This is a genomic window from Phenylobacterium sp., assembly GCF_025351295.1.
Classification (GTDB): Bacteria; Pseudomonadota; Alphaproteobacteria; order Caulobacterales; family Caulobacteraceae; genus Phenylobacterium.
The window spans coordinates 38219-61639 of the sequence record NZ_JANXWD010000126.1; the positions used below are offsets into that span (position 1 = coordinate 38219).

At 70.5% G+C, this 23421-nt stretch carries 29 protein-coding genes and 1 tRNA gene; 16 read left to right on the forward strand and 14 right to left on the reverse strand.

Features of this window, described 5'->3' with window-relative positions:
* Positions 1–59: 59 nt before the first annotated feature.
* From Q0R13_RS17700 to Q0R13_RS17710, 3 genes are all read left to right on the forward strand, one after another.
* Positions 60–428, forward strand: a complete 369-nt coding sequence (locus Q0R13_RS17700; protein WP_293906394.1) for an ATP-binding protein — start codon at positions 60–62, stop codon at positions 426–428.
* A complete protein-coding gene (locus tag Q0R13_RS17705) occupies positions 413–1111 on the forward strand; it encodes a DUF1345 domain-containing protein (RefSeq protein ID WP_293906396.1) in 699 nt (232 codons plus the stop codon). Before Q0R13_RS17700 ends, Q0R13_RS17705 begins: the two co-directional genes overlap by 16 nt.
* Before the next feature lie 103 nt (positions 1112–1214).
* On the forward strand, positions 1215–1532 hold the full coding sequence (locus Q0R13_RS17710) for a hypothetical protein (RefSeq protein ID WP_293906398.1): 318 nt from the start codon (positions 1215–1217) through the stop codon (positions 1530–1532).
* Positions 1533–1535: 3 nt separating this feature from the next.
* Here the strand turns inward: Q0R13_RS17710 and Q0R13_RS17715 are convergent, their stop codons facing one another.
* From Q0R13_RS17715 to cpdR, 4 genes are all read right to left on the reverse strand, one after another.
* Positions 1536–1784 carry a hypothetical protein gene (locus Q0R13_RS17715; protein WP_293906400.1) on the reverse strand — a complete coding sequence of 83 codons (249 nt, stop codon included), beginning with the start codon at positions 1782–1784 and terminating at the stop codon, positions 1536–1538.
* A gap of 81 nt (positions 1785–1865) precedes the next feature.
* Complete coding sequence (locus Q0R13_RS17720) at positions 1866–2681, reverse strand: polysaccharide deacetylase family protein (protein ID WP_293906402.1); 816 nt, start codon at positions 2679–2681, stop codon at positions 1866–1868.
* 139 nt (positions 2682–2820) lie between these two features.
* Positions 2821–2895 (reverse strand) — tRNA-Val (locus tag Q0R13_RS17725).
* A gap of 104 nt (positions 2896–2999) precedes the next feature.
* Positions 3000–3356 carry a cell cycle two-component system response regulator CpdR gene (gene cpdR, locus Q0R13_RS17730; RefSeq protein WP_293906404.1) on the reverse strand — a complete coding sequence of 119 codons (357 nt, stop codon included), beginning with the start codon at positions 3354–3356 and terminating at the stop codon, positions 3000–3002.
* A gap of 113 nt (positions 3357–3469) precedes the next feature.
* Between cpdR and Q0R13_RS17735 the strand changes: the two genes are divergently transcribed.
* The 3 genes from Q0R13_RS17735 to typA all read left to right on the forward strand — a co-directional run bounded on the left by Q0R13_RS17735 (position 3470) and on the right by typA (position 7562).
* On the forward strand, positions 3470–4375 hold the full coding sequence (locus Q0R13_RS17735) for an N-formylglutamate amidohydrolase (RefSeq protein ID WP_293906406.1): 906 nt from the start codon (positions 3470–3472) through the stop codon (positions 4373–4375).
* A 66-nt stretch (positions 4376–4441) separates the two neighbouring features.
* Entirely contained in the window at positions 4442–5245 is an 804-nt protein-coding gene (locus tag Q0R13_RS17740; RefSeq protein WP_293906408.1) for a PEPxxWA-CTERM sorting domain-containing protein, read from the forward strand.
* Positions 5246–5729: 484 nt separating this feature from the next.
* Positions 5730–7562: a translational GTPase TypA gene (typA, locus tag Q0R13_RS17745; RefSeq protein ID WP_293906410.1), complete on the forward strand. Its 1833-nt coding sequence runs from the start codon at positions 5730–5732 to the stop codon at positions 7560–7562.
* 73 nt (positions 7563–7635) lie between these two features.
* On the opposite strand, the gene Q0R13_RS17750 is transcribed toward typA, so the two are convergent.
* Positions 7636–8364 (reverse strand): hypothetical protein, encoded by a 729-nt coding sequence (locus Q0R13_RS17750; protein ID WP_293906412.1) that lies wholly within the window; start codon positions 8362–8364, stop codon positions 7636–7638.
* A 64-nt stretch (positions 8365–8428) separates the two neighbouring features.
* Between Q0R13_RS17750 and Q0R13_RS17755 the strand changes: the two genes are divergently transcribed.
* The 3 genes from Q0R13_RS17755 (at position 8429) to Q0R13_RS17765 (ending at position 10285) form a co-directional block, all read left to right on the forward strand.
* Entirely contained in the window at positions 8429–9052 is a 624-nt protein-coding gene (locus tag Q0R13_RS17755; RefSeq protein ID WP_293906414.1) for a glutathione S-transferase family protein, read from the forward strand.
* 147 nt (positions 9053–9199) lie between these two features.
* Positions 9200–9874 carry a hemolysin III family protein gene (locus Q0R13_RS17760; RefSeq protein ID WP_293906416.1) on the forward strand — a complete coding sequence of 225 codons (675 nt, stop codon included), beginning with the start codon at positions 9200–9202 and terminating at the stop codon, positions 9872–9874.
* 204 nt (positions 9875–10078) lie between these two features.
* Entirely contained in the window at positions 10079–10285 is a 207-nt protein-coding gene (locus Q0R13_RS17765; protein ID WP_293906418.1) for a hypothetical protein, read from the forward strand.
* Between the two features lie 27 nt (positions 10286–10312).
* On the opposite strand, the gene Q0R13_RS17770 is transcribed toward Q0R13_RS17765, so the two are convergent.
* The gene (locus tag Q0R13_RS17770) at positions 10313–10765 is read right to left on the reverse strand and encodes a GNAT family N-acetyltransferase (RefSeq protein ID WP_293906420.1); all 453 of its coding nucleotides are present in this window, start codon (positions 10763–10765) and stop codon (positions 10313–10315) included.
* A gap of 51 nt (positions 10766–10816) precedes the next feature.
* Here Q0R13_RS17770 and Q0R13_RS17775 point away from each other — a divergent pair, with 51 nt between their 5' ends.
* Entirely contained in the window at positions 10817–11989 is a 1173-nt protein-coding gene (locus tag Q0R13_RS17775; RefSeq protein ID WP_293906422.1) for an aminotransferase, read from the forward strand.
* 106 nt (positions 11990–12095) lie between these two features.
* Here the strand turns inward: Q0R13_RS17775 and Q0R13_RS17780 are convergent, their stop codons facing one another.
* Positions 12096–12662, reverse strand: a complete 567-nt coding sequence (locus Q0R13_RS17780) for a carboxymuconolactone decarboxylase family protein (protein ID WP_293906424.1) — start codon at positions 12660–12662, stop codon at positions 12096–12098.
* Between the two features lie 69 nt (positions 12663–12731).
* Positions 12732–13511 (reverse strand): helix-turn-helix transcriptional regulator, encoded by a 780-nt coding sequence (locus Q0R13_RS17785; RefSeq protein ID WP_293906426.1) that lies wholly within the window; start codon positions 13509–13511, stop codon positions 12732–12734.
* Between the two features lie 69 nt (positions 13512–13580).
* Here Q0R13_RS17785 and Q0R13_RS17790 point away from each other — a divergent pair, with 69 nt between their 5' ends.
* Complete coding sequence (locus Q0R13_RS17790; RefSeq protein WP_293906428.1) at positions 13581–13958, forward strand: VOC family protein; 378 nt, start codon at positions 13581–13583, stop codon at positions 13956–13958.
* Between the two features lie 25 nt (positions 13959–13983).
* Here Q0R13_RS17790 and Q0R13_RS17795 read toward each other — a convergent pair whose 3' ends face one another.
* Positions 13984–14358, reverse strand: coding sequence for a hypothetical protein (locus tag Q0R13_RS17795; RefSeq protein WP_293906430.1), 375 nt, complete (start codon positions 14356–14358; stop codon positions 13984–13986).
* A gap of 9 nt (positions 14359–14367) precedes the next feature.
* Complete coding sequence (locus Q0R13_RS17800) at positions 14368–15111, reverse strand: enoyl-CoA hydratase-related protein (RefSeq protein ID WP_293906432.1); 744 nt, start codon at positions 15109–15111, stop codon at positions 14368–14370.
* Positions 15112–15338: 227 nt separating this feature from the next.
* On the opposite strand from Q0R13_RS17800, the gene Q0R13_RS17805 reads away from it, so the two are divergent.
* Together Q0R13_RS17805 and Q0R13_RS17810 are read left to right on the forward strand one after the other, a co-directional pair.
* On the forward strand, positions 15339–16163 hold the full coding sequence (locus tag Q0R13_RS17805) for a PEPxxWA-CTERM sorting domain-containing protein (protein ID WP_293906435.1): 825 nt from the start codon (positions 15339–15341) through the stop codon (positions 16161–16163).
* Positions 16164–16281: 118 nt separating this feature from the next.
* Positions 16282–16539, forward strand: a complete 258-nt coding sequence (locus Q0R13_RS17810) for a GlsB/YeaQ/YmgE family stress response membrane protein (RefSeq protein ID WP_293906438.1) — start codon at positions 16282–16284, stop codon at positions 16537–16539.
* 97 nt (positions 16540–16636) lie between these two features.
* Here the strand turns inward: Q0R13_RS17810 and Q0R13_RS17815 are convergent, their stop codons facing one another.
* Positions 16637–17416 carry a PEPxxWA-CTERM sorting domain-containing protein gene (locus Q0R13_RS17815; protein ID WP_293906440.1) on the reverse strand — a complete coding sequence of 260 codons (780 nt, stop codon included), beginning with the start codon at positions 17414–17416 and terminating at the stop codon, positions 16637–16639.
* A 381-nt stretch (positions 17417–17797) separates the two neighbouring features.
* Complete coding sequence (gene mtgA / locus Q0R13_RS17820) at positions 17798–18466, reverse strand: monofunctional biosynthetic peptidoglycan transglycosylase (protein ID WP_293906480.1); 669 nt, start codon at positions 18464–18466, stop codon at positions 17798–17800.
* Between the two features lie 161 nt (positions 18467–18627).
* Between mtgA and Q0R13_RS17825 the strand changes: the two genes are divergently transcribed.
* Genes Q0R13_RS17825 through Q0R13_RS17835 form a run of 3 tightly spaced genes read left to right on the forward strand, consistent with a single transcriptional unit; the run spans position 18628 to position 21518 of the window.
* Positions 18628–19290, forward strand: a complete 663-nt coding sequence (locus tag Q0R13_RS17825) for a nitroreductase (protein ID WP_293906442.1) — start codon at positions 18628–18630, stop codon at positions 19288–19290.
* Entirely contained in the window at positions 19287–19964 is a 678-nt protein-coding gene (locus Q0R13_RS17830) for a lysoplasmalogenase family protein (protein ID WP_293906445.1), read from the forward strand. The genes Q0R13_RS17825 and Q0R13_RS17830 overlap by 4 nt, the downstream gene beginning before the upstream one ends.
* Before the next feature lie 18 nt (positions 19965–19982).
* A complete protein-coding gene (locus Q0R13_RS17835) occupies positions 19983–21518 on the forward strand; it encodes a M28 family peptidase (protein ID WP_293906447.1) in 1536 nt (511 codons plus the stop codon).
* 20 nt (positions 21519–21538) lie between these two features.
* Here the strand turns inward: Q0R13_RS17835 and Q0R13_RS17840 are convergent, their stop codons facing one another.
* Complete coding sequence (locus Q0R13_RS17840) at positions 21539–22303, reverse strand: hypothetical protein (protein ID WP_293906449.1); 765 nt, start codon at positions 22301–22303, stop codon at positions 21539–21541.
* Complete coding sequence (locus tag Q0R13_RS17845; protein ID WP_293906451.1) at positions 22300–23268, reverse strand: WD40 repeat domain-containing protein; 969 nt, start codon at positions 23266–23268, stop codon at positions 22300–22302. Before Q0R13_RS17845 ends, Q0R13_RS17840 begins: the two co-directional genes overlap by 4 nt.
* Positions 23269–23421: the final 153 nt, after the last annotated feature.

Here is a 23421-nt window from a genome sequence, read left to right on the forward strand (position 1 = left end):
TTTCCGCATCTTCCGGACCCGCCGCGACCCTGGCGCGGCTGCCCTGCGACGAGGGCGCGGTGCTGCGCGGGCTGGCGGTGGCCTGGGCGTTCGCGGGCCGCGCGGCGATCGGCGACGCCGCGTCCGACCGGCTGGCCATCGTGGTGGAGGAGTGGCTGATCAACGTCATCGAGCACGGCCAGGCCGACCCCGGCAGCCGGATCGCCCTGTGGCTCCAGCGCGACGGCGACCTGGTGCGGCTGACGGTCAGCGACGCCGGCCGCCCGTTCGACCCGCGCGAGGCGGTGTTCGCGGGGCCGAACGAAGAGCGTGGCGGGGGCGCCGGCTTGGCCCTGATCCGGGCCTGGACCCGCATCGCCGCCTACCGCCGCCGCGCCGGGCGCAACCGGCTGGTCCTGGAGATGCCGCTCCCATGCAAGATACCGTGAGCCGGCGCCGGCGGCATTGGCGGGTCGGCCTGCGCGTCTTCGCCGCACGTCCCCGACTGGTGATCGCCAGCGGCGTCGGGCTGGCGGTCGGGCTGGCCTGCGGCCTGGTCGCGCACCTGCGGCTCTCGGCTTGCGCCATCGCCGGCTGGGACACCTTCTGCGTGGTGTTCCTGGCGCTCGCCCTGTCGCTGCTGGTCGGCAAGGGACCGGTGCGCATCCGCACCCACGCGGCCACCCAGGACGAGGGCCAGCTGGTGATCCTGGCGCTGGTGCTGGTCGCCTGCGCCGCCAGCCTGGGCGCCGCGGCCCTGGAGCTGTCGCTGGCCAAGGGCGAGCACGGCCTGTTCAAGGGGTTGCACGTCACCGTCGCGGTGGCGACCGTGGCGGCGTCGTGGCTGGTGATGCAGGTGATCCTCGCTCTGCACTACGCCCACGAGTACTACGCCCGCGATCCGGAGACCGGCAGCGACCATGGCGGCCTGAAGTTCCCCGGCCGCACCGCCCCCGATTACTGGGACTTCCTGCATTTCTCGATCGTCATCGGCGTCGCCGCCCAGACCGCCGATATCGCCTTCACCGACCGGCGGATGCGTCGGCTGGGCACCCTGCACAGCCTGATCGCCTTCGTGTTCAACACTCTGATCGTGGCGCTGACCATCAACCTGGCGGCGGGGTTGTTCTGAGCGGCGCGGGCGCCGTCGAGAATGTCGGAAACCTGACGTAGGCGAACGCCGGGATCAAAATCCCAGGTAGTGACGTTGGGGTAGCGGTTGTTCGGAGATTTCAGTGCCCAGTCCGCTTTCCATACCCGCCCGGCAGCGCCACGATGGCAGCCAAGAACCAGCGAACCACATCGGACAGACGCTGAGCGGGATCGTCCTGCTCGACGGCGGGAGTTTCGTCCGGTGCCGCTTTCGCAAGGCGGTCCTCATCTATGCCGGCGGCGAGCCGCCGCGGATGGAGGGTTGTGAATTCGACGGCGCCCAGTTCCAGTTCGACGGCGCCGCGGCCCGCACCCTGGCCCTGCTGAAGGCGATGGCAGGCGCCGGCAGCGGCCTGCGCCCGCTGTTCAAGGCCTCGTTCCCCACCCTCTTCGGCCACTGACGCTCAGCCTGGCGCCTCGCCGCCCGCGGCCTCCCAGGCGGCCTCGTCGGACTTCCAGGTCCGGACCTCCTCGACCATCGTCTCGGCCCGCGCCCGCCAGGCGTTGCGCTCGCGGACCGCCAGGTTGGTCCAGGCCGCGAAGGCATAATGCGCCCGGATACGCGACAGCGTCGTGCGCCGCGCCATGTCGCCGGATCGCTGGCGGCAGTCGCTCTCGTAGAGGGCGATGGCGAGGGTTTCGAGCGCGGTCATGGCGTGGGTCCCGGCGAGTCGTTGTCCGACGCATCCCCGCCCCAGGGGCGGTCGATGCCAAGCGAAAACAGCGCAGACGGGTCAGGTCCGCGCGGCCGCCAGGCGCCCGAACACCTCACCCATCGGGGCGCACCAGAGGTCCTGCGCGGCGATCGCGTCGAGAATCCGGCGGTGGGTCGCCACGCTGGCGTCGCCCTCCGAACGCCACCTGGGCAGGACATCGTGGAACACCAGGATCGCCCAGGCGCCGCGCGCCGTCGCATCCTTCAGGTAGGCGATGGCCGGATGCACGCCGTCGGCCTCATAGGTCGGTTCGAAGGCGTGCAGGCGAAACCGGTCGGTGAGCGCGTCGGCGGGCGCATTGGCGCGCCCGGCGGTCGTTCGCGCGGCGGAGAACTGCGATCGCAGCAGGCGCTGATAGCGCGCATAGCGCCGCCGCCGGCCGCCGCCGCCCAGGCCAAGATAGCCGCAGGGGTAGGCGTAGGTCCGCGGCCGCCCGCCGCCGAAGTTGGCGTCCAGGAACCCCTCCATCGGGTCCAGCTCCCGGTCGGCGAAGCCGCGGGCGCTGAACCGGGCCAGCGCGCAGGGATGATCGACCGTGTGGTCGCCGACCTCGTGGCCGCGGCGCGCCAGATCGATCCACTCCGGCAGCCGGGCCTCCATGTTCTCGCGCGTCAGGAAGAAGGTCCCCTTCAGCCCTCGGCCGTCCAGCTCCGGCACGGCGTAGTCGAGCTGGCTGTCGAGACCGTCGTCATAGGTCAGGCTGACCGCTGCCCGCGTGCCGTCCGGCCATGGCGAGATCGGCCCGCCGCTGGCCCGCGCGCCAGCCGGCGGCAGGACGCTCAACGCGGTCAGGCCCGCCAGGAGATCGCGTCGCGACGTTGGGCGCCTGATCATCTGTGTGCCGCAAGCTCCTGGAGATGGACCTCCGGTCCTCCAACGGTGCAGGTCCGCACCCGTTCCGGCGACCCTGCTTCGGTCGCCGCGCCACCGCGCGCCCCTCAGGGCAATATCCGATTCGATTTGGAAGACGCGATGGTGGACGTGACAGGGATCGAACCTGTGACCCCCTCGATGTCAACGAGGTGCTCTCCCGCTGAGCTACACGTCCATCCTTCGGGAAGGCGGGGATATACAGAGCGGCCCCGACGTTAGCAACCCGGGTCCGGCGCTCCAATCCCGCGCCCCAATCCCGCGCCCCAATCCCGCGCCCGGTCAGGCGGCGATCATCCGTTCGACTTCGGTGACGATCTCGCGCAGGTGGATCGGCTTGGACAGCACCTTGGCGCCGGCCGGGGCCTTGTCGCCGGCGGCCAGCGCCACGGCCGCGAAGCCGGTGATGAACATGATCCGCAGACCCGGGTGCTTGGCGGCGGCCCGGCGGGCCACCTCGATGCCGTCCAGGCCGGGCATGACGATGTCGGTGAGCAGCAGGTCCCACTGTTCGTCGAGGAAGGTCACTGCCTCCTCGCCGTCGGCGCAGGCGGTCACCTGATGACCGGCGCGTTCCAGCGCGCGGGCCAGGAAGCCTCGCAGGGAGTCGTCGTCTTCAGCGAGGAGAATGCGGGACATGTGCCGGGGTCGGGGGCCAAACTGCTGGGTGCGATCCGTCCATCTTAGCTACCGAAGAGTAAAGGCGCGATGAAGCGCTTTGACGCTGGGGCCGCGCCGCGTTCTATGACGGCATGACCGCGGCAGATCCCCTGACCGGAGCCGATTCGCCGCCGATCCCGGCGCCGTTCGAAGTTCGCCGGGCGTGGCCGATCGGCGCGCCGCCGACGCCGCTGGTGTTCGCCTCGCCGCATTCGGGCCGCCACTATCCCGAGGACATGATGTCGGCCGCCGCCCTCGACGCGGTCTCGATCCGCCGCTCGGAGGACGCCTTCGTCGACGACCTGATCGCCCAGGCGCCCGACCATGGCGCGGCCTTGATCACCGCCGGCATGGCCCGGGCCTACATCGACCTCAACCGCGAGCCGTTCGAGCTGGATCCCGGCATGTTCTCCGACGAGCTGCCGGAATTCGCCCGCTCGCGCACCGCCCGGGTCAGCGCCGGGCTGGGCGCCATCGCCCGGGTGGTCTCCGAGGGCCAGGAGATCTACCACCGCAAGCTGACCTTCGCCGAGGCGCGGTCGCGGATCGAGGGCGCGCACCAGCCGTATCATCTCGCCCTGGAGGGCCTGATCGCCGAGGCCCAGGCCGCGCACGGCTTCGCGATCCTGGTGGACTGGCACTCGATGCCGGCGGCGGCGGCCCGGTCGGGCGGCCGCGACCGGCCCTGCGACATCGTGCTGGGCGACCGGTTCGGCGCCGCATGCGCCGGCGTGCTGCCCACCCGGGTGGAGCGCGAACTGGAGGCCCTGGGCTACCGCGTCGCCCGCAACACCCCCTACGCCGGCGGCTATACCACCGAGCACTACGGCCGCCCCCACAAGCGCACCCACGCCCTGCAGGTGGAAATCAACCGCGCCCTCTACCTCGACGAGGCGACCGTGGCGCGGACCTCAGGCTTCGAGCGCCTGCGCGGGCACATCGAGCAGCTGACCCGCAAGCTGGCGGCGGCGGACTGGAGCGCGCTGCGGGCGAGTTAGGGGAGATGGCGGATTCCTCCGCGCTGAGCATCAAGGCATTCAAGTCCAGGACGCGGAGCGTACGCAATGTCTCAACGATTGACCGGCCAAGGCCTGCTTTATGTCGGCGCGGCCGCGCTGCTTGCGGCCACGCTTCAAGCGGCGCCGGCGTCAGCCACCCAGGTCATCCTGGGCAGGATGGAAGCCACCGCGTTCGGCGCGGGCGTAGCGATAGATCCACAGATCGACACGTGGTCCGGCCCGGCCGAGTTCCGTGACCTGAGCCCGCCCGCGTCGGTCTATCATTCGCCGGGCGCCGGCACGCCCAACGCCGAATCCCATACCGCCATAAACGCCCATTGGGACTCGGCAAATGCCGGCTCGGTCAATTTCACCGATGACGGGGTGACCGTGTCCCGGGGGGACCGCATCGACAACACCATCCTGGCCGGATACAGCGCCAACTGGGAATACCGCTTCGTGGCCGATGAGGACGGCGTCCTCGATTTCGCGCTCCAGGCCGCCTTCACCGGCAATCAGGCTGACATCGGGTCCTGGCGGCTTGCCGCCGCCGACCTGACCGACATCACCCGGGTCGTGGACCTGACCGCCGATGGATATGCCTTTGGCAGCACCAGTTTGCGGCTGGCGGGTTCGCTGCGATTGACGGCGGGCCACCCCTACGAATTCATCCTGGCCAACAGCGGGGACAGCCGCAATCTCGAGGTTCCCGGATTCCTGCAAGGCAACGAGGCCGGAACCATGGCCTGGTCGATCACCCCGGACGCCGCCGCCGTTCCGGAACCTGGCGCCTGGGCCCTGATGATCGGCGGCTTTGCCTCGGCCGGATCCGTGCTGCGCGCCCGAAGGCGCCGTCCGGATCCTGCCTGAGCGAAGGGGCGATCTGCCGGGTCAGGACGAGGCCCGGCTTCTCGAAAGCTCAGCCCGACCCGGCGCGCAGCGCCTTCGAAGATTTGAACCACGGAAAACACTGAAAACACTGAATTTGCCACGACGGCCGACCGTGCCGGCGCCCTTCAGTGTCTTCGGTGTTTTCTGTGGTTTCCCTGCTCTTCGCCTGCGGCGGCCAAAAAAAGCGCGCCATCGGGCGCGCCAGTTCGTTGGGGAGGAAACGCCCCGAAGGGCAGGACGTCAGGGACGTCCTATGGGAAAAACCTAGGGTGCAGCGCACAAACCCGCAAGGCCCTGTAATAAAGTTTTCCACAACCTTCGCGGAGAGCCGCTGAATTCACGATAAAATCAGGATATCCTGTTACGTCAGCTGTCCGCGACCTTATGTGCGGCGCACAACAGACTGGCGGCGCGCGCCAGCTTCCCCTACAAGCGCGCGCTTCCAAACGAGACCGTTCGCGCTATGTCGCTCCGAAATATCGCCATCATCGCCCACGTCGACCACGGCAAGACCACGCTCGTGGACCAGCTGCTGGCCCAGTCCGGCATCTTCCGAGCCAATGAGGCGCACGCCGAGCGCGCCATGGACTCCAACGATCAGGAGCGCGAGCGCGGGATCACCATCCTGGCCAAGTGCACCTCCGTGCTGTGGCACGGCAAGGCCGGCGACACCCGGATCAACATCATCGACACGCCCGGCCACGCCGACTTCGGCGGCGAGGTGGAGCGGATCCTGGGCATGGTGGACGGCTGCGTTCTGCTGGTCGACGCCGAGGAAGGCGTCATGCCGCAGACCAAGTTCGTGCTGGGCAAGGCGCTGAAGATGGGGCTGCGGCCGATCCTCTGCCTCAACAAGGTCGACCGGCCGCACGCCGATCCCGACCGGGTGCTGAACGACGCCTTCGACCTGTTCGCCGCCATTGGCGCCACCGACGAGCAGCTGGACTTCCCGCACATCTACGCCTCGGGCAAGAACGGCTGGGCGACCCTGGACCTGGCCAAGCCCAACGCCGACCTGGCGCCGCTGTTCGACCTGATCGTCAGCCACGTGCCGGAACCCAAGGCCGTCGTGCGCAAGGACGAGCCGTTCCAGATCCTCTCGGTGCTGATCGAGAACGACCCGTTCCTGGGCCGCCTGCTGACCGGCCGCATCGAGAGCGGCAAGGCCATCCCCGGCATGGCGATCCACGCCCTGGGCATCGACGGCAAGGAGATCGAGCGCGGCCGGATCACCAAGGTGCTGGCCTTCCGCGGCCTGAAGCGCCAGCCGATCGAGGATGCCGAAGCCGGCGACATCGTCGCCATCGCTGGCCTGAGCAAAGCCACCGTCGCCGACACTCTGTGCGCGCTTGACGTGACCGAGGCGCTGCCGGCCCAACCCATCGACCCGCCGACCATCTCGATGACCGTCTCGGTCAACGACAGTCCCCTGGCCGGACGCGAGGGCGACAAGGTGCAGAGCCGGGTGATCCGCGACCGGTTGCTCAAGGAAGCGCAGTCAAACGTCGCGATCCGTGTCACCGAGACCCCGGACAAGGACGCCTATGAGGTGGCCGGCCGCGGCGAGCTGCAGTTGGGCGTCTTGATCGAGAGCATGCGCCGCGAGGGCTTCGAGGTCTCCATCAGCCGCCCCCGCGTGGTGTTCCGCGACGACCCGGAAACCGGCGAGCGGATGGAACCCATCGAAGACGTGATGATCGACGTCGACGAAGAGTTCACCGGCATCGTCATCGAAAAGCTCAGCGCCCGACGGGCCGAGCTGAAGGACATGGGACCCTCCGGGGCCGGCAAGACCCGCCTTAGCCTGATGAGCCCGTCCCGTTCGCTGATCGGCTATCAGGGCGAATTCCTGACCGATACCCGGGGCTCGGGCGTGCTCAACCGCGTCTTCAGCCACTATGAGCCCTACAAGGGCGCCATCGACGCCGGCCGCAAGGGCGTTCTCGTCTCCAATTCCGACGGGGAAACGACAGACTTCGCCCTGTGGAACCTGGAGGACCGGGGATTCATGTTCGTGGGCGGCGGCGAGAAGACCTACCAGGGCATGATCATCGGGGAGAACTCCCGCTCCGACGACCTGGACGTCAACCCGATGAAGGCCAAGGCGCTCAACAACATCCGCGCTTCCGGCAAGGACGAGGCCGTGCGCCTCACCCCGCCGCGCCGCCCGACCCTGGAGCAGGCGATCGCCTATATCGACGAGGACGAACTGGTCGAGGTGACGCCGAAATCCATCCGGTTGCGCAAGAAGGTGCTCAACCCCTCGTTCCGCAAGAAGCGCGCGAAGGAAGAGTAGCCTTCCCCCGGGAGTGGCGAGCTTGGGTGCTCGTTGCGAGTTCCGGCAATATCGTAGACTGAGATGTTGGGTCTTAGGCCGTGTGGCGACGGAGCATCTCCACCAGTGCGTGGTCCGCCCCCTTTCGCACCACCACATCGGCCAAGGCCATGGTGGGCGCGATATGCTCGCGCAGGTTCACCAGGTTGAGGTGCGTCCACGCCGCCTCAAACATCGCGTCCCGCGGCCCAGGGTCGAGCTTCGCGAAGAAGCTTTCCGGGTCATCGGCGATGATCTGGTGGAGGCGCTTCAGGTACCAGGCCTTCGCATGCGCCGGATCAGCATCGACGTAGATCGACAGGCCCAGGCGGTCGCGGGCCTCGGCCGTCTGCAGCATATTGATGCCTTCGACGATCACCACGCCGCCGCCGTCGACGGCCCGTTCCTGGCCGGCCACGATGTCGTAGGTCACATGGGAATAGACCGGCATCGCCGCCGTACGGCCCGCGGCCAGCTCGCCCAGGAAACGGTGCAGCGCCTCGGTGTCGTAGGTCTCCGGGAAGCCCTTCTTCATGCTGAGCCCCGCCGCTTCGAGCGCGGCGTTCGGCTTCAGGAAGCCGTCGGTGGCGACGACCTGGACCGGCAACGCCGGGCCCAGGCCCTCCGCGATCGCCCCCGCCAGGGTGCTCTTGCCGACCGCCACGCCGCCGGCGATCCCGACCAGCAGCACATCGCGCCCCGCCGCCCGCTCGGCGACCAGGCTCCCCAGCTTCGCGCCCACGTCCTCGGTCAATCGCGCCTCCCAGATCGCGAGGCGTTCCATGTCGGGGCGGCCCCGGTCAAGGCCGGCCTTGCGACGCCGGCGCGATCGGCCGATACCGCCGGGCATGCTGAAACTCTACACCCACCTCGGCACCATCGGCCTCGCCTGCGAGATCGCGCTGGAAGAGGCCGGCGCGGCCTATGACGTCCAGCGGATGAATTTCGCCGAGAATGAGCAGCGCGCGGCAGCCTTCCTGGCGATCAATCCGAAGTCGCGGGTCCCGGCGCTGGCCACCGACCGGGGCGTGATCACCGAGGCGCCGGCGATCCTGGGCTATATCGCCCGCGCCTTTCCGGCCGCGAGGCTGGCGCCCGAGGGCGACGCGTTCGAGATGGCGGAGCTGGAGTCGCTGATGGCCTACCTCTGTTCCTGGGTGCATCCGGCCGCCGCCCACCGCCACCGCGGCTATCGCTGGGCCGACGACACCGCCGCCATTGCCGACATGCGCCGCAAGGCCCCGGAGGTGTTCGGCGAAGCGATGCGCCTGATCGACGGGACGCTTTTCAAGGGCCCCTGGGCGTTGGGCGAGGCCTACAGCATCGCCGACCCCTACGTCTATGTGCTGACCAGCTGGCTGCCCCGCGACACGCTCGACATGGCCGACTTCCCGAGCCTAGCCGACCACTACGCGCGGATGAACGAGCGTCCGGCAGTGAAGTCCGTCCTGGCCCGCGTCGAGGCGGGATAGACCGGCGCGAAGACCGACGGGGCGCCCCGGCGTCCACGCCGGCTGCGCAAGAAGAGCCTCAACCCCTCCTTCCGCAAGAAGCGGGTGCGGGAAGATTAATATCGGCATGCCATAAGGGTGACACCACCCATACCCTATGGACCGTCCATGACCGCCACCGACCTCGACCCGGCGCCGCCGCGCCACTATCCGACCGACGCGGCGAAGTACGCCGACCTGATCGTCCATGTGGTCGGGCTGACGCTGGCGCTGGTGGGCGGGATCGTGCTGCTGACCCTGGCGGTGATGGCCGGGCGGATCAGCGAGGTGGTCGGCGTGTCGATCTACGCCGCCGGCGTGATCGCCATGCTGGCCTTCTCCACCGCCTATAATTTCGCGCCGCCCCGGCTGCAGCCGCGCCTGCAGCGGCTGGACCACGCCGGCATCTTCCTGATGATCGCCGGGTCCTACACCCCCTTCACCACCCAGAGCTTGTCGGGCGGCTGGGCGTGGGGGATGACGGCGGCGGTGTGGTCGGTGGCCGGCTTCGGGGCGCTCAGCAAGCTGCTGTTCCCGCACGTGACCCGCCGGTTCTCCCTGCCGCTATACCTGGCGCTGGGCTGGCTGGTGATGGTGGCCGCCAAGCCGATGTTCGACGCGCTCGCCTGGTACGCCCTGCTGTTCCTGGTGGCCGGCGGGGTGCTCTATTCGACCGGCGTGATCTTCTACGTGAACAAGAAGCTCAAGTTTGCCCGCGCCATCTGGCACGGCCATGTGGTGGCCGCCGCCGCCGCGCACTGGGCCGCCATCCTGCTGGGCGTCGTACTGGCCGCCCAGCACTAGGCCGTTCAGGTCCAGGATCTGGGCCGCAAGACAGGCCGACGCCCCCAGCGCCGACGGCGGCGCCGAACGGGTCAGGCCGGTCAGGCGGCGGTCGAGGCTGCGGTAGTCCTCCGCCTGGGCGCTGGCGAACACGGCCAGGATCAGGGCCTCATCCGCGGTGAGGCGCAGGTCCGCCGGGACCGACAGCTGCAGCCGGCGCCGGCCATGCAGGCGCAACTGCTGCAGGAACACCTCGACGGCGCGGTAGGCCTCATGGCCGGCGCAGCCGCAGGCCGCCTCGAAGTGGGCCCGCAGGCTGTCGCAGGGGGTGTGCAGCGCCAGCAGCCGCACGGTGCGGATCAGCAGGCGCTCGCCATGGGTGAGCGCGTCGTTGGCCATGATCTCGAACATGACCCACGCTATTGCTATTGATAATCGTTCGCAACAAGAGAGTTGTGGTCAGTACGGCCGCGCCATGAACACGTCGGCGCGGACGTAGGGGGTCTCCGCCGGCGCCAGGTCGCGGAAGCCCATGGCGCGGTAGAGGCCCAGCGCCGGGGCCAGACTGGAGTTGGTCTCCAGGTAGAGGCGGGTCGCGCCCAGCTCGACGCCGGCGTCGATGCAGCGCTGCATCAGCAGACGCCCGAGGCCCGAGCCGCGCAGGTCCTCGCTGACCGTCATCTTGGCCACCTCATAGCCACCGTCCGGCATCTTCAGCAGGGCCGCGCAGCCCACCGCCACGCCGTCCTTCAGCGCCATGAACACCCGGCCGCCCCTGGCGACGATCTGGCCGTGCGGGTCGTCCAGCACCTCACGGTCCTTGGGCTCGAGGGTGAAATATTTGGAGATCCACGCCTCGTTCAGCGCTTTGAAGGCCGGGGCGTGATGCGGCTCGAACTCGACGATCTCCATGACGCGGCTCCGGGATGGTCAGCGGCCAAGTCTGAAGCCAAACTCGCCCCGATGGCCAACGCGATTTTCTCTTCCCTGCCCACGACGATCTTCGAGGAGATGTCGGGCCTGGCCCGCGCGACGGGCGCGGTGAACCTGGGCCAGGGCTTCCCGGACGATCCCGGGCCGCCGGCCGTGCGCGCCAAGGCCGCCGAGGCGGTGCTGGACGGCTACAACCAGTATCCGCCGATGGCTGGTCTCCCCGAGCTTCGCCAGGCGGTGGCCGACCACTATGGCCGGACCCAGAACCTCGACCTTGATTGGGCCAGCGAGGTGACGGTGACCTCCGGCGCCACCGAGGCGCTGGCGGCCAGCTTCTTCGGCCTGCTGGAGGCCGGCGACGAGGTGATCGTCTTCCAGCCGTTCTACGACGCCTACCTGCCGCTGATCCGCCGCGCGGGCGGGGTGGTGAAGCTGGTCAGCCTGTCGCCGCCGCACTGGCGCTTCGACCGGGGGATGCTGGCGGCGGCGTTCAGCGATCGCACGAAGCTGGTGGTGCTGAACAACCCGATCAATCCCGCCGGCGTGGTGCTGCCGGACGAGGACATGGCGCTGTTGGCGGAGTTTTGCGTCGCCCACGATGTGATCGCGGTCTGCGACGAGGTCTGGGAGCAGGTGGTGTTCGACGGGGCGCGGCATCGGCCGCTGATCGGCTACCCGGGCATGGCCGAGCGGACGGTGAAGATCGGCTCGGCGGGCAAGATGTTCGGCCTGACCGGCTGGAAGGTGGGGTTCCTGTGCGCCGCGCCGGCCCTGACCCACAGCCTGGCGCGCACCCACCAGTTCCTGACCTTCACGACGCCGCCCAACCTGCAGGCGGCGGTGGCCTGGGGGCTGGGGAATTCCGACGCCTGGTTCCGTGACATGCCGCTGGGGCTGGCGGCGTCGCGCGACCGGCTGACCGAGGGCCTGCGCCGCGAAGGCTTCGCCGTGCTGCCCAGCGCCGGGACCTATTTCCTGAACGTCGACCTCAGCGGCTCTGGCATCGACGAGGCCGACCGCGACTTCTGCCTACGGGCCGTGAAGGAGGCCGGCGTGGCGGCGATCCCGGTCTCGGCCTTCTACGAGGCGGAGCCGGTGACGCGCATCGCCCGGCTGTGCTTCTCCAAGGCCGACGCGACCCTGGACGAGGGGGTACGGCGGTTGGCCAAGGCGCGGGAGCTGTCGCTGAAAGCAACCTCCTAACCCTGTCATTCCGCGGCTTGTCCGCGGGATGACGAGCTGTGATTGGGGCGAGGGGCCAGCATCGGGAGACCGGCTCTGGCTAGCCGCCTCCCGGCTTGGGCGGCCCCTACTCCCGCTCGGGAACCGGCACGTTGAAGCCGTTCAACGTCGTCGAGACCAGGCTGTAGAGGCCGGCCAGGTAGATCAGCTCATTGGCGCCGTGCTGGCCGAAGGTCTTCACCGCCAGGCTGTACAGCGGCTCGGGCAGCACGCCGCCGCGCACCAGGGCATAGGCCATGTCGAAGGCCACGCTCTCGTCGGCAGCCAGGTCGTTCGGCTTCAGGTCGGCGACCAGCGTCGCCAGCCGCTCGGGCTTCATGCCCTCGCGCTCGGCCACGGCGATGTGGGCGTAGAGCTCGTAGGCGGCGTCGAAGCGGGCGCCGACCACCAGGATGGCGATCTGGCGCACATTGTCGGCCAGGGTGGCGTTGGCGGTCATCGCCAGGGTCAGGTCCCAGATCGCCTTGCCGATCCGCGGCTCGTGCAGCCAGGGGTTCCAGGGGCCCATCAGGGCGCCGTCCTCGCGCTCAACCTTGAAGGCGTTGAAGTTGCTGGCGATGCCCTGGCGCATGTCGTCGTAGAGCGGCTTCTGCTCGGGCGTCAGGTCGGCGGGGGCGATGAGGGGCAGGCGCATCGGCGATCCTTCTATGAACAGCCCCCGCCAGATAGGGCCGCGATGCGGCGATCGTGCGACGGCGCTCCTTCAACCCGCCCGCCAGCGCGCCGGGGTGACGCCGAAGGTGCGTTTGAAGGCAGCGATGAAGGCGGATGGGCTCTGGTAGCCGGCGTCGAGGGCGGCGCTGGTCACCGAGCCGCCGGAGCTCAGGCAGACCACCGCCTGCTGCATGCGGGCGCGACCGCGCCAGGCGTCGAGGGAGAGGCCGGTCTCGGCGAGGAACAGGCGCTGCAGGGTGCGCAGGCTGGCGCCGGAACCCCGGGCCAGCGCCGCCAGCGAGGCCTCGGCCCCGGGGTCGGCCAGCAGGCGTTGGGCGAACGCCCGCGCGCGGGGATCGGCCGGCAGCGGCAGTTCCAGCGGCGCGGTCTCCGCCGCCGCCAGCAGGTCGACCAGCAGGTCCTCCAGCCGCGCATGGGCCGGGTCGTCGATGTCCAGCATGCCGAGCCGCACGATGTGCAGGATCAGCTCGCGCAGCAGCGGCGCCACCTCGATGGCCCGGCAGGCGGCCAGCCGCGCGTCGGCGCCGGAGGGCGCGAGATAGAGGGTGCGCATCGCCACGGTCCCGCGCATCTCGATCTCGTGCGGGGTCCCGCCCGGCACCCAGATCGCCCGGGTGGGCGGGGCCAGCCAGGCGGCGTCCGGGATCGAGACCCGCATGGTCCCGCTGGCCGCGAACACCAGCTGCGCCCAGGGGTGGGTGTGGCGGTCCAGCCGGTGGCCGTCGCGATAGGTCACCGCCAGGCCGCGGACCGGGAAGCCGTCGGGATCGCGGGCATTGGACGGCGGAGTTTGGCGCGTATGCGACATAATTCGTCAGACTAGCGCAAGCGCGCCGTCGCCGGGAAGGTCTAGCTTGGGGTCGAAGAGGATAGCGCCATGACCGCCACCGTCCGCCACTTCGCGATCAACGCCAACGACGTGCCCCGCGCCAAGGCCTTCTATGAAGGGGTGTTCGGCTGGGCGTTCACGCCCTGGGGGCCGCCGGGATTCTACCAGACGCGCAGCGCCGGCCAGGGGTTGATGGGCGCCCTGCAGGGCCGCCGCGACATCGGCGGCCACGTCATGCCGGGGATGGAGATCAGCTTCGGGGTGGACGACATCGAGGCGACCTCGGCGGCGATCGCCGCGGCCGGCGGCAAGGTTCTGATGCCGCCGTTCCACATCGAAGGCGTCGGGCGGCTGATCTTCTTCCAGGACACCGAGGGCAATATCGCCGGGGCCATGCAGTACGAGAGCGTGCAATGGCCGGAGTGATCGCCGACCCGGCCCTGCGGGCGCTCTAAAGCGTCGCCCCCAGATACGCCGCGAACAGCACCACCAGCGCGCCGTCGACGATCACCGGCACTAGTGCCTTGCGGCGGTGGGGCGGGTGGCTGAGCACCAGGGCGATGAAGGCGAGCTTGCTGGTCCCCGCCACCACCAGGACCAGGGGCCGGACCTCGGGGTGGAAGGCGGCCCAGACCAGCATCGCGCCGGTCAGGCCGATCAGCACCCCCCAGCTGCGGGCCAGCATCAGGGCCAGCGGCCCCTGCGGCGCCTCGCCCAGCAGCAGGCGGAAGGCGGCGCGCGGGGCGACGGCGGCCTGCAGCATGGTCAGCGTCACCAGACCCGCGGCCAGCAGAATCCATTTGAACTGGGCGACGAGGATATCCATCCGGTCCGCCTAACTCTGGCCGCGGCGGGCGATCATCAGCATCTGGGCGCGTTCCTCGATCTCCAGGGCGGTGTCCAGGCTGACCGCGTCCAGGGTGGCGTCGAAGCTGCGCTTGGAGAGCCGCAGCGCATCGGGGCGGGCGCGGACCATGTCGGCCGCCAGCGCCAGGCCGTAGGCGTCGAGCTCGGCGTCGGGGGTGACGGCGGAGACCAGGCCCAGCCGCAGCGCATCGGCGGCGTTCAATGGCCGGCCGATATAGAGCATCTCCCGGGCCCGGGACACGCCGATGGTCCGCTGCAGCCGCCAGCTCGCGCCCAGCTCCGCGCCCGACAGGCCGACGTTGATGAAGGCCGAGTGGAAGCCCGCGGTCTCCGAGGCCACGATGATGTCGGAGGCCAGGGCCAGCGCCAGGCCGCCGCCGGCCGCGGGGCCGCGCACCAGGGCGATCAGCGGCTGCGGACAGGCCCGCATGGCCTTCATCAGGTCGCGCAGCACCCAGTCGCCGCGTGGGCCGTCCTGCAGGGCGTCCGGCTGGCCGGCGGCCTTGAGGTCTGCGCCGGACGAGAACGCGCGCCCCGCGCCGCGCAGGATGATCACCCGGGTGGCCTCGTCGCGGCGGCGCGACTCGAAGTGCGCCAGCAGCGCCTCGGCCATGGGGTGGTTCATGGCGTTGAGGCGGGCCGGCCGGTTGAGCGTCAGGCGCTCGACGCCGCCGTCCAGCTGCTCGGCGATCAGTATGGGGTCGTCGGTCATGGGAGCCTCGGGGTGGAACGACGGAGACTACGGAGGTGCAGGCCCGGTTGTCGCCTACATCGACGACCCGACCCCACCTCCGCCCTTCATGGGGGCTACAGGCGCGCCCGCAGATTCAACTCACAGCGCACGGGGCCTTGCCGCGGCTTCGCCTCCCAGGGGAACCCGCGTGTGTTGCCTCACGCCCCGGCCTAGGGTCGCGGCCAAGCGCACACTTGGAAATTCCGATGTCCTTCATGAAGACCACGATCGCCGCCCTGACCCTGGGGTCGGCCCTCATCTGCCTCCCGGCCGCGGCCTCCGCGGCGACGGTCAACTATGCCCTGAGTTCGGCCGGCGCCGGCTTCGTGTCCGGGTCCAGCATCATCCCCGACGGCACCTTCGGCCTGTCGATCAACTACGCGACCATGCAGAATAACCTGATCACCAACACCCCCGGGCCGGGGATCAGCAACGGCGACCCGCGCTACATCTTCGGCGCATTCGATCCGGACGGCACGGTCGAGATCGACCTGGGCCAGGTGCGGACCATCTTCAGCCTGGGCGCCAACGTCCAGCTGCCCAGCATGGGCGACCGCTACATCCTGGGCCCGTTCCACGCCGCGGTGTCCACGGACGGCGCAAGCTTCACGACCTTCGGCTCGCCGGTCAGCTCGGTCGCCATCAACGGCGCCACCGTGAACCCGGTCAGCCTGTCGGCGCCGGCCCAGGGCGTGCGCTACATCCGCTACAGCTTCGGCCCCGACTCCCAGGTGTTCCCGGGCAACGGCGGCTCGGCGGTCTACCAGGTGTTCGCCAACGGCAGCTCGGCGCCCGAGCCGGCGACCTGGGCGATGATGCTGCTGGGCTTCGGCGGCGCCGGCCTGGCGCTGCGTCGCCGCGGCGGCGCGCTCTACCGGCTAGTCGAGGCCCTGCCGGGCGGCGTCCAGCAGACCGAAGAGTTCGACGCCCCGGACGACGCCACGGCGTTCAAGCGCGCCGCGGCGGTCGCCGAGGGCCACATCGAACTGTGGCGCGGCGCGGTCCGCATCGCGCCCCAACTCGACAGCTAGGGCCGCAAAGCCTGACGCCAAGGGGCGCGGCGAAGCTGCGCCCGCCCGTCCCGCCGCCGCTCGGGAACTTTCAGCGCCGTCCCACGCTTTGGCTTCACCTCACTCTGGAGATTGAAGCATGTCCATTCTCGCGTGGATCGTTCTGGGCCTGGTCGCGGGGTTCATCGCGTCCAAGGTCGTCAACCGTTCGGGCGGCAACCTGGTGTTCGACCTGGTGCTGGGCGTCATCGGAGCCTTCGTCGGCGGCTGGCTGTTCACCCGCTTCGGCGGCCCCCCGGTCACCGGCCTCAACATCATGAGCTTCGTGGTGGCCACGGTCGGCGCGATCGTCGTCCTGGTGATCTACCACGCCGTCGCCGGTCGCCGCGGGATCTGATCCCCGGCGGCGACGCCCGCATCTACGATCAAGTCCAAGCGCCGCCGGGGTGACCCGGCGGCGTCGCCTTGCGTGAGGCCCGACGGCCGGCCTGAGCCTATTGCCGCTGCGGGTCGACCGCAGTGGACGAGAGCCGGGCCCCGCGGCGGCGCAGCGCCCCGCCCAGGGCGCCAAAGCCCACCAGCATCAGCAGCCAGGACGCCGGCTCCGGAACCCCGCCACCGGTCGGCGGCGGGACGGGCGGTTGGCCGAACGGGCCAGGGCCTGGCGGTCCGGTGGGCGGCGTCGGCGGGGTCAACGGGCCTGTGCCGGGCGGCGGCGGGGTCTCCGGCGGCAGGGTGGTGATCGGCGGGACCTCCGGCGGCGTGACCGGGATCACCGGCGTCTCGGGGCCGGTCGGCGGGAGGACGGGCACAACCGGAGGCGTGACGGGCTGCACCGTGGGAGGCCCCGTGGGCGGCGCGACCGGCAACACCGGCCCGGTCGGCGGAAACAGGCCGCCCAGCTCCGGCGGGGAGATCACGCCGCCGCCCGGGAACAGGCCGCCGCCGGGAACGTCCAGGACCTGGGTCCCGCCCGGCGCGGGCGCCGCCGGCGGGGCGGTCCCCTCCGGCAGGGGAGCGGGGCCGCCGAGCAGGCTCATGAGCATCGGGGTCGGCCCGTTCTCGCAGATGGTGGCGGAGATCAGGGCCACCGCCGCCGGAACCGCCATCTCCTGCGCCGCCGCCAGATAGGGCGTGGGCGCGCGGTGGGCGGCGGCGAGGGTGGGATGCGGCCGGGGATGATGGATCGCCGCGATCTTCAGCCCACGGGGACGGGGCGCGCCGGGGCGATGCGGGCGATGCCCGACCGGATGGCGCGGGACGGCGTGGGCCATATAAGCGCGCAACGGCGCCGCGCGCGGACCCGGCGCCGCGACCGCCATCGGGATGCGGCTGATATGGCTTACGCAGTCCGTGCTCGCGGCGGCCGGCCCGGCGAGCAGGGCCGCCGCCGATGCAAAGATTAACGCTGGCCGCCTGGTACGATAAGCTGAGCCGTAGGAACTAAGTAAAGCCATTACAGCACTTACAATGGGCGTGACATCACATCGTTCCGCAAGAACGAAGCTTGTCCGGCTGGTGATGCTAAAGGGGCGCCGAGCGCGACCGCCATGGTTGTTTAGTGGCGCTCGCAAGGCGTCGCCATGTGCCAAAACGGCGCAGAATAAAGCGCCGAGACTATTCTAAATAAGCTTGGGGTCGAACGACTGTCGGGCCTAGATCACGCAGGCCGTCAGGCCCTGGCGGCGCACGACCCCGGCGTTGCGGGTGATCTTGCCCGAGCGCCGCTGAATGTAAGGCCCGGGCGCGGCGGCCTTCCAGGACAGCGGCTTAGGCAGGATGGCCGCCAGCCGCGCGGCCTGGGCGGCGGTGAGCGCGCTGGCGTGCACATGGAAGCTGTGCTGCGCGGCCGCCTCGGCGCCATAGACGCCAGGGCCCCATTCGATGGAGTTCAGATAGACCTCCATGATCCGTTCCTTGCCCCAGCCCACCTCGATCAGCACGGTGAACCAGGCCTCCAGCCCCTTGCGGATCCAGTCGCGGCTGGGCCACAGGAAGACGTTCTTGGCGGTCTGCTGGCTGATCGTGGAGCCGCCGCGCAGCGTCTTGCCCTGCTCGTTGGCGGCCATCGCCTTCTGGATCGCCCCGACGTCGAAGCCGTGGTGTTCGCAGAAGCGGGCGTCCTCGGCAGCGATCACCGCCCGCACCAGGGTGGGCGAGATCTGGCTCATCGGCACCCACTGGCGCTCGAACCCGCGCCCCTCGATCGTGCGCTGGATCATCAGGAAGGTGACCGGCGGCGGTACGAACCGGTAGATCGCCACCACCACCACCGGCCCGATGAAGAACACCACCAGCCCGGCGACGATCACATTGCGCACCAGCCGCCAGAACCACCCGCCGCCGCGACGTGGTGGGGCCTTCGGTCGTCCCGCCGTCTTTGCGCCGCCCCGTTTCGCCACTGCCGCTTGCCTTGACCTAAGGCATAGATGCTAGGCGCGATTCTCCCGCCTGTGGTCAATGGGCCAGCTCGAATGGTGAAGGCATGAACGTCTCCGATGCGATCGAGGCCCGGTTTTCGGCGCGCGCGTTCAAGCCCGACCCGATGCCGCGCGCGCTGGTGGCCGAGATCCTGGCGCGAGCGGCCCGCGCACCCTCGGGCGGCAACCTGCAGCCGTGGCGGGTCTACGCCCTGACGGGCGCGCCGCTGGCCGACCTGAAGGCCGACGTGGCCGCCAATCCGTTCGGCGAGACCCCGGAGTACGAGGTCTATCCCGCCAATCTCTGGGAGCCGTTCCGCACCCGCCGGTTCGAGAACGGCGAGCAGCTCTATGCCGCCATCGACCTGCCGCGCGAGGACAAGCCGGCGCGCCTGCGCCAACTGGCCCGCAACGGTGAGCTGTTCGGCGCCCCGGTCGGACTGTTCTTCACCCTCGACCGCAAGCTGGGCCCGCCGCAATGGTCTGACCTGGGCATGTATATGCAGAGCGTCATGCTGCTGGCGGTCGAGCGCGGCCTGGCCACCTGCGCCCAGGAATACTGGGCGCGCTATCCGCAGACCGTAGCCCGGCACGCCGGCCTGCCCGACGACCATATGGTGTTCTCCGGCATGGCCCTGGGCTACGGCGACCCGGCGCATCCGATCAACGCGTGGCGCTCGACCCGCGACGACGCCGACCTGTGGTGCGAGTTGAAGGGGTTCGAATGACGGCGGCCCGCTGGGTCCTGTTCGCCGCCCTGGTCGCCGGGAGTTCCTACATCGGCTCCTGGGCCCTGCCGCTGCCGCCGGCCGCCGCCATCGCCTGGAAGGGCGCCGGCGTCGGGCTGCTGGCGGTCTATGCCGCCTTGAACGCCCGGGAGATGAACGCCGGCGCGCTGAACGGCTGGCTGATCGCCGCGGTGATGACCTTCGGGGCGCTGGGCGACGTCGTGCTGGAGACCAACGGCTTCGTCGCCGGCGCCCTGGCCTTCCTCGCCGGCCACCTGACCGCCGTGGGCCTCTACCTGCGCAACCGCCGCCCGCCGGTCCTCGCCGACCTGACCTACGCCGGCGCCCTGTTCGTGTTCATCATTCTGACCGCCTACCTGCTGCCCCACGACCGGGCGACCGCCGGCCCGGTGGCGATCTATGCGACCGGCCTGGCCGCCATGACCGCCGCCGCTTGGCTCAGCCGCTTCCCGCGCCCGCTGGTGGCGGCCGGGGCGATGATGTTCGCAGCCTCCGACCTGCTGATCTTCCTGCGGACCGGGCGCCCGGCCCTGGACGTGTTCCCGATGAGCATCGCCGTCTGGGGGCTCTATTTCGCCGGCCAGGCCCTGGTGGTCCTGGGGGTGACGCTGCGGACCGCGTCGCCCGCCACCCGTCTTCCCGAACCCGCCTGAGCTTTCGTCGGAGCCGTCATGCGCCGCGCCGTCCTCGCCGCCCTCCTCGTCCTCGCCGCCACGCCGGCCGCCGCCGCCTCGCGCGCCGACAGGATCGCCGATCCCGACACCCGGGCCTGGTGGCGGATCACCGAGCACCTCGCCTCCGACGCCATGGAGGGCCGCGACATCGGCTCACCCGGCCATCGGCGGGCCGGGCGCTGGGTGGCCGAGCGGTTCAAGGCCGCGGGGCTGAAGCCGGCCGGCGATCATGGGACCTATTTCCAGAGCTTCCCGGTGCACGAGAGCCGGGTCGAGGCGGCCGAGGCGGTGGTGATGCGCGACGGCGGGGCGGCGATCCCGCTGCGGTTCCTGCGCGAGTTCAGCGTGCGGGCCGCCGACGACCTTCCGCCGACCGTCGAGGGCGGCCTCATCTTCGCCGGCTATTGCCGCGCCGAGGACCTGGCCGCCGCCCGCGGCAAGGTCGTCCTCTGCCTCAATACCCGGCGCGCCGGCCTGACCAGCGGCGCGGAGCGGGTCCGCAACGCCCAGGCGGCCGGCGCTGTCGCCCTGGTACAGGTGGACGACCCGGGCTTCACCATAGAGCCGTTCCGCTGGCCCGCCGCCTACGCCCGGACCATCACCCTGGCCGATGCGCCCCCGCCCCCGACCGGCGGCTTCGTGGTCATGACCCTCAGCGCCGAGGCGTTCGCCAGGCTGGCCCAGGGGTCGGGCCACGACGGCGCGGCGGTGCTGCAGGCCGGCGGGGCGAAACAGCCGCTGCCGGTGTTCGACCTGCCCGGCCGCCTGACGGCGACGTTCAGGACCAGCCGCCGCGACTTCACCGCCACCAACGTCCTGGCCGTCCTGCCGGGCGCCGATCCCAGGCTGGCGGCCGAGCACCTGGTGATCTCCGCCCACCTGGATGGCTATGGCTACGGCGAGCCGGTGAAGGGCGACCGCCTCTACAACGGCGCCCTGGACGACGCGGCCTATGTCGGGACCCTGATCCGTTTCGCCGAGGCCCACCACGGCCAACCCTTGAAGCGCAGCGTGCTGTTCGCGGCCTTCACCGGCGAGGAGAAGGGCCTGCTGGGCGCCACCTGGTTCGTCCGCCACCCGACCGTGCCTAAGGCCTCGCTGGTGGCCGACCTCAACCTGGACCAGCTGCGGCCGCTGTTCCCGCTGAAGCTGATGACCGTCCATGCCCTCGACGACTCGACCCTGGGGGCCACGGTGCGCGACGTGGCCGGGTCGCTGGGCATCCGCACCCAGCCCGACCCCGAGCCCGAGCGGAGCCTGGTCACCCGCGCCGACCACTATCCCTTTCTGCAGATTGGCGTCCCGGCCACCGGCTTCATCTTCGGCTACGAGCCCGGGACGCAGGCCGAGCGGCGCTATCGGGAATGGTACCAGGTCCGCTACCACCGTCCCCAGGACGACCTGACCCAGCCCATGGACTTCCAGGCCGCCGGCGCCTTCAACCGCTTCTTCTACAGGCTGGTGGAGACGGTGGCGGAAGCTGCGGAGCGTCCGGCCTGGACGCCGGGGAGCCGCTACGCACCCAAGCCGTAGGCGCTGGGCTTGCGCTGCGCCTAAACCCCGAAGTGGGCGGTGAACCTTTCCACCGGCGCGCTGACCACCAGCACCTGGTGCGGGAAGGCGCGCCACGGGGCGGCCGGGTCCAGGCTGTCGAGGTTGGCCAGCAGCGCGTCGCGGACGTCCGGGCGGATAGTCTCGTGGCGGTCGATGAGCTGGCCCCAACTGGAGGTCCCGACGAGGTGGACGGGTTCGGAGGCCGGCGCGCAGGAGGCCGCGTAGTCGGGCGGGAACAGGCGGCGATAGGCCTCCAGGTTGTAGAGCCAGGACCGGCCGGCGATGCGCCGGGCGTCGGGATAGGTCTGGGCGACGTGGCGCGCCAAGGCGGCGAGGTCGGCCCGGCGGCGGCTCGACTTGGCGCGCGCCAGCGGGCCGCCGGCGGCGTCGGAGTCGCGATTGTAGAAATGGACGCGCACGACGCCCTCGGCGTTGGGCGGCTCGTCGGCGAAACAGCCGAACGCCGTCTGCCCCGGCATCGGGAAGGGTTCCTCCGGCGCCGCGAGGAAGGTCGCCCGGGTGAGCGCCAGCTGCGCGGCCAGGCTGTCCGCCGCGTCCAGGCCGTGCGCAAAGGCCGCCCAGACGGCCGAGATGGGCGCGCGTCCCGGGACGCCCAGCGCGAAGCGGCGGTGCAGGTGGGTGAAGTTCAAGGCGGTCTCGCCCAGCGGACGGCCGGTGAGCTCGCTCATCCGCCGGGCGAAGCGCAGTTGCACCTCGAAGGACGGCGCCAGGCGCCGGGCGCGTTCGGCGCGGCTGACGCTCATCCGATCTCTGCCACGCCGGCGTTGCCATCCTCGTCGCCCCAGGCGACGCGCTTCGCGTCGGCGCTCATGGCCAGGGCAGAAATCGCCGCGCCCTTCTCGGCCTTGAGCTGCACGATCCTTTCGCCGGTGACGTCGGCGGCCCAGACGCGGCCGTCGTCCAGGCCGGCGGCCAGCCAGGTCCGGTCCGGCGCGGCGGCGATGCGGGCGGTGAGCGCGGCGTCATCATAGCCGATCTCGGCCGCCTGCTTGCCCATCGGTCCCGTCGCCCCGGCGAATGGCCAGCAGACCGCGCCATTGGCCCCGGAGGTGGCCATCAGGGCGCCCTTGGACAGGAAGGCCAGGCTCTTCACCTTGGCCGGATAGCCGCCCATGCGCAGGTTTTTCTCGTCGGCCACCCGCCAGCCGTGCAGCTGGTTCTCCTGCATGGCGCTCATCAGGAACTTGCCGTCCGGGCTCCAGCAGACGGCGACGTGGCTGCCGGCCCACTTCAGCACCAGCGGCTTCTGGTCGGCGATCCGGGCGTACCAGAGCGCCACCCCGCCATAGGTGGCGGCGGCGAGGCGCCGGCCCTTGGGATCGAAGGCGACGTCGGCCACCGACTTCTCGTGGGTGAACACCCGGGCGAACGCCGCATCGGCCGTGTCGCGCACGTGCAGCTCGCGCCCCGCCGCGAAGGCGAACAACCCGGATCCGGCCGAGGCCGCCACCGCGTCGATCCAGCGGCCCGGAACCTTGCCGATCTCCTCAGGCCCCGCCGGTGTCGAGACCACCACCCGGCCGTCGTCGCCGCCGGTCAGCAGGCCCTCGCCGCGGGCCGGCAGGCAGGCGGTGAGGCAGGCGCCGTCATGGGCCTCCGCCACCTCGCCGCCCTCGAAGCGGACGGTCCCGTCGCCCAGGGCGAATCCGGCGCGGCCGGCGCGGTCGAACAGGGCCGTGGTCACAAAGGCGTCGAAGCTGAAGGTCATGGGCTTCCCCCTAGTGCCAAGGGGCCGCAACGGGCAAGGGCGGCGAAGCAACCGGCGTTCGGGCGCTTTCGGCTTTACAAGCCCCGACCGGCTTGCCAATGGTCGCCGCGACGGGCGCGTTTGTTCAGCGTCCCCTGGGAAGGAATATCTACG